5 protein-coding genes are annotated in these 5,048 nt (G+C 66.5%); 4 read left to right on the top strand and 1 reads right to left on the bottom strand.

Annotated features, from left to right (window positions below):
* Positions 1–86 precede the first annotated feature (86 nt).
* Positions 87–476, bottom strand: coding sequence for a heavy metal-responsive transcriptional regulator (locus tag G6028_RS00495; RefSeq protein ID WP_007928756.1), 390 nt, complete (start codon positions 474–476; stop codon positions 87–89).
* Between the two features lie 105 nt (positions 477–581).
* Here G6028_RS00495 and merA point away from each other — a divergent pair, with 105 nt between their 5' ends.
* The 4 genes from merA (at position 582) to G6028_RS00475 (ending at position 4,998) form a co-directional block, all read left to right on the top strand.
* On the top strand, positions 582–1,982 hold the full coding sequence (gene merA / locus G6028_RS00490) for a mercury(II) reductase (RefSeq protein WP_017838447.1): 1,401 nt from the start codon (positions 582–584) through the stop codon (positions 1,980–1,982).
* A 220-nt stretch (positions 1,983–2,202) separates the two neighbouring features.
* Positions 2,203–2,805 (top strand): recombinase family protein, encoded by a 603-nt coding sequence (locus tag G6028_RS00485; protein WP_094364518.1) that lies wholly within the window; start codon positions 2,203–2,205, stop codon positions 2,803–2,805.
* A 1-nt stretch (position 2,806) separates the two neighbouring features.
* Positions 2,807–4,186: a Mu transposase C-terminal domain-containing protein gene (locus G6028_RS00480; protein ID WP_163376769.1), complete on the top strand. Its 1,380-nt coding sequence runs from the start codon at positions 2,807–2,809 to the stop codon at positions 4,184–4,186.
* A gap of 2 nt (positions 4,187–4,188) precedes the next feature.
* Positions 4,189–4,998 (top strand): AAA family ATPase, encoded by an 810-nt coding sequence (locus G6028_RS00475; RefSeq protein ID WP_163376768.1) that lies wholly within the window; start codon positions 4,189–4,191, stop codon positions 4,996–4,998.
* Positions 4,999–5,048: the final 50 nt, after the last annotated feature.

The following is a 5,048-nucleotide window of genomic DNA, read 5'->3' as shown; positions in this document are numbered from 1 at the left end:
TGTGGCTTTCGCCGTTATATGGCGGGGTTCTGTCGACGCTCTGTGGCGGCATCTGCTCATGGCGATACACGCGAGCACCGGTCTGGTCACAGATAGCGGCAGACGGTCGTGGTGTCGCATTTGGTGGGGTCGCTGGTGGTGGCACTGTGGTGAAGGTGCGCGACGGTGTGTCGCAGTGCTTGCAGGTCGGCGATTTGGCGGTCCAGGTCGCCCAGGTGGGCTTCGAGCAGGGCGTGCACGTGCTGGCAGGGTGCGACTCCGGCGTCGCGGATGTCGAGGATCTCGCGAATCTGGGCCAGGGTGAGCCCAGCGGTGCGGCCGCGGCGAACGAAGTCCAGGCGCGCCAGGGCCGCAGGGGTGTAGTCGCGGTATCCGTTGGCGGTGCGCTCAGGCGCAGGTAGTAGGCCGGCTTCTTCGTAGAAGCGCAGCGTCTTGGTTGTGGTGCCGCTGGCCACGGCCAACTCACCGATGCGCACAGTGGCCCCTTTCTCGGCTCTCGTCCATGTTCGCCTTGACCTTCCCCTGCGCTGGAACGTCCACTATGGACGCTGAAGAGGGGTCACGCGAAGGAAGGTGGGCAAATGGGTGTGGACTACGACGTCGATCTGGCCGTGATCGGCTCAGGAGGCGCGGCGATGTCCGCCGCCATCGCGGCCAGCCAGGCCGGTAAGAGCGTCGTGCTGGTTGAGCGCGGTGTTCTGGGCGGGACGTGCGTGAACATCGGCTGCGTGCCGTCCAAGACGCTCCTGGCGGCCGCCGGGGCCCGGCACGCCGCGCTCACCAATCCCTTCAAAGGTGCCCCAACGTCAGCCGCACCGGTGAACCTCGGCGATCTGGTGGCCCAGAAGGACGCACTCATCGAGCGCCTGCGTGATGCGAAGTACGCCGATGTGGCCGCTGCCTACGGCTTCCAGGTCCGCCCAGGCCAGGCCAGCTTCCTGGACGGGGACACCCTGGCCGTCGACGGCCAGGCGCTGCGGGCCCGGGCCTATCTGGTCGCCACCGGTGCCACCCCCGCCATCCCGGAGGTGGTCGGTCTCGACTCTGTGGACCGGCTGACGTCCACCACCGCGATGCAGCTGACCGAGCTGCCTGAGTCCCTGGTCGTTATCGGTGGCGGGTACGTCGGGATGGAGCAGGCCCAGCTGTTCGCTCACCTCGGCACCCGGGTCTCTGTGGTCGGGCGTCTGGCGCCGCACGCCGAGCCGGAGCTGGCCCAGAGACTTCGGGAAGTCTTCACCGACGACGGCATCACCGTGGTCGAAGAGCGCGCGACCACTGTGGCCCGCGAACCAGGCCCCGCAGGAGAGGTGGTGGTGACCACGGACTCGGGCGAACAGGTGCGCGGCGCGCAGGTCCTGGTGGCCACCGGACGCCTGCCCCGCACCGACGGCCTGAACCTGGCCGCTGCCGGTGTGGACGTGGACGAGCGCGGCTTCGTCGTGGTCGACCAGACCCAGCGCACCTCCAACCCGCGCGTCTGGGCCGCCGGTGACGTCTCGGGGGCTCCCCAGTACGTCTACGCCGCCGCCGCCGGCGGTCGGGCCGCCGCGCTCAACGCCCTGACCGAGGACAGGTACCCGCCGGCAGCTCGGGTCGACTACGCCGGCTTTCCTGCGGTCGTGTTCACCCGGCCCCAGCTGGCCTCGGCGGGGTTGACCGAGGACGAGGCCCTCACCCGAGGGCACGCGTGCGACTGCCGCGTCCTGGACCTGTCCGATGTCCCCCGGGCGCTCGTCCAGCACGACACCCGCGGGGCGGTGAAGCTCGTCGCCGACGCCGTGAGCGGCAAGGTTCTGGGCGTGCACGCTCTGGCGGACGGGGCCGGGGAGATCATGCTGGCGGCCACCTACGCCATCAAAAGCGGCATGACCGTCGACGATCTGGCCGACACCTGGGCGCCGTACCTGACCATGAGCGAAAGCCTGCGCATCGTGGCCGGCCTCTTCCGAAACCAGATGCCGACGTCATGCTGCGCCTGAAACCCGCGGCCCCAGCGGGGTGGACGAGGGCTCCCGCGGCGGCCCGCCTGGCGCCGTGAATGTGCCTTAAAAACCTACAGTCTTATGAGACACCAGGCGGGGACCGGACGCCGAGACCGCTTCATGGGCCGATGGGCACCTTCTGCCTCTCGCGAAGTCGTCTCACCGTGAACTGTCGCAGGGTGGTGCTCGGTAGGGGTTTGTGAGTCATAATCATGTCATGAGGCTCTTGGGGTACACCCGCGTGAGCACTGCGAGTCAGGACGCGCAGTTGCAGTTGGATGCACTCGTGGATTCCGGGGTGCAGAAGCGGGATGTGTTCGCGGATGTGACCTCGGGTAGCCGGACCGCGATCGAACGCCCGGGGATGAAGCGCCTGTTGGACTATGCCGAGTCCGGCGACACGGTCGTGGTGTGGCGCATCGACCGGCTCGGCCGATCCTTGATCGATGTCCTCAACACCGTGAACCTGATGCGCGACAAGGGCGTAAAGATCAAGTCGCTTTCGGACGGCATCGACCCGGAGACCACTTCCGGCCGGTTAATGCTGGGCATGCTGGCCACGCTGGCCGAGTACGAGCGCGAGCTGATCACCGAGCGAGTCAATGCCGGCATCGCTGCGGCGAAGCAGAGCGGTACCCGGTTCGGTCGGCCGCCTGTTGACCCGGCGGTGATTGCGGAGAAACTCGACATCGCTCGGGACGCCCGCGCCAAGGGTCGCACCGCCGAGGAAGCCGCCCGATTGGTCGGATGGTCTCGCGCCACGCTGTACCGGCACCAACAGGCTGCCCGCGACCGCGACATGGTCTCCCAGCAGGTGTGACATGGACGGGCCGCAGCGGTGGCGAATCCTCCGGCTTCACGTCGAGGACGGCATCTCGCTGACGACCCTGGCCCGTGACACCGGCACCGGGCTGCGGACACTGCAACGCTGGCACCAGCTTTACAAGACCGGCGGCATCGCGGCGTTGGAGCCGCGGCCACGACGCGACACGGGATCTCGACGCACTCCGGCGGAACTGGTCACGTTTCTCGAGCACCTCGCGCTGACCCGCCCACGCCCGAGCACCGCTGCATTGCACCGGCTCACCACGGCCGAAGCGGGTCGCTTGGGGCTGACGGCCCCGAGCTATGCCACGGTCCGCGCCATCGTCCACGCTTTGGACCCGGCCCTGGTGACGCTTGCTCTGGAGGGGCCGGCAGCATATCGGGACCGCTATGAACTGGTGTTCCGCCATCGCGCCGAACGGCCGAATGTGACGTGGCAAGCCGATCACACCGAACTCGACATCCTCATCACCGGCGCCAGCGGCACCCCCGACCGGCCCTGGCTGACGGTGGTGATGGACGACTACTCCCGCGCGGTCTGCGGGTACATGGTCTTCACCGGGGCGCCATCGGCGATGAACACCGCGCTGGTGCTACGACAGGCGATCTGGCGCAAGACCGAACCGGCCTGGGCGATGTGCGGACTACCCGACGTCCTCTATATCGATCACGGCAGCGACTTCACCAGCCGCCACCTCGAGTACACCGCGGTCTCACTGAAAATCCGCCTCATCTTCTCCACCGTCGGTCGCCCGCAAGGCCGAGGCAAGATCGAGCGGTTCTTCGGCACAGTCAACACCGAGCTCCTGGCCACCCTGCCCGGACATCTGGCACCAGGGGCCAAGACACCTCCATCTCTGGATCTACCTGCGCTCGATCAGGCGATCGCCGGTTTCATCGCCACCTACAACGAGCGGACCCACCGGGAGATCGGGACGAGCCCGAAGAAGGCGTGGATCGGTGACGGGTGGTTGCCACGCATGCCCGAATCCCTCGATGAACTCGACGGACTGCTGCTGACGGTGCCCAAGCACCGCACCGTGCAGCGTGACGGCATCCACTTCCAAGGCCGGCGCTACCTCGCGCCAACTCTGGCACCGTTCGTTGGCCGCCCGGTGACGATCCGCTACGACCCGCGTGACATCTCCGAGGTTCGCGTATACGACCGCGACACCTTCCTCTGCGTGGCCATCGATGAGGCGCACCCGAACCAACGGGTAAGCCTGCAAGAAGTCGAGACCGCACGCCGAGCCCGCCGGCGCCAACTGCGCAAAGACATCAACGACCGCATCCCGCGTATCGCCGATCGGGCCGAACCGCGCACCGCCGCCCCCGGAGCGCGGCCAACCAAGCTGCGCACCTACGAAGAGGACTAAGGATGGCCAAGGACTTCATCATCACCAAGGAACATCGCCGGTTCACCGAATTCGCCACCGCGGTACGCAAGGAACGCACCATCGGCATCTGTCACGGCGACGCCGGCATCGGCAAGACCCAATCGGCACGCCGATACGCCCACTGGGACACCGTGGAACCGTTCATCACCGAATGGGGGCCGCGCACCGAAGACGACGCCAAGCTTTATGCAACTGCGAACCGGTGCCGGACCGTGTTCTACACCCCCGAGGTGCTCCCCAGGCCCAAAATCCTCATGCACGAGATCGCGCACCTGCAGACAAAGCTCGGCATCTGCATCGACGAACACCAGCGCAACATCGGCAAAGTCACCGGCGCCCACTCAGGTCACACCAACAAGTGGGTCGAGCTGCTCATCATCGATGAAGCCGAACGACTGGCCCCGACCGCACTCGAACTCCTCCGTGATGAACACGACCGCTACGACCTGGCGATCATCCTCATCGGCATGCCTGGCATTGACCAGCGGTTTCGCCACTACCCTCAGCTCTACAGCCGCCTCGGATTTTCACACCGATACCGGGCACTAGGACGCGAGGAACTGCTCTTCGTCCTCGATCGCCATTGGAAACGCCTCGGCCGCACTCTTGACCCAGACGACTTCACCGACGCTCAAGCGATCGCCGCGATCGAACGCATCACCCGGGGCAACTTCCGCCTCCTCGAACGCCTCTTCCCTCAGATCGCCCGAGTGCTCAAGATCAACCAACTCGAGACCATCACCGACGACGTCATAGAATCCGCCGCCAGCATCCTCGTGATCGGAAACTAACGCCCCCAAGCGATCACAGAAAACCGCCGCAAAGCACTCAAACCCACAGC

This window comes from Dietzia cercidiphylli (assembly GCF_014145145.1).
In the GTDB taxonomy this organism is placed as follows: Bacteria; Actinomycetota; Actinomycetes; order Mycobacteriales; family Mycobacteriaceae; genus Dietzia; species Dietzia natronolimnaea.
Note: the sequence above shows the minus strand (reverse complement) of the source record. Positions and strands in the feature narration are given on the sequence as shown.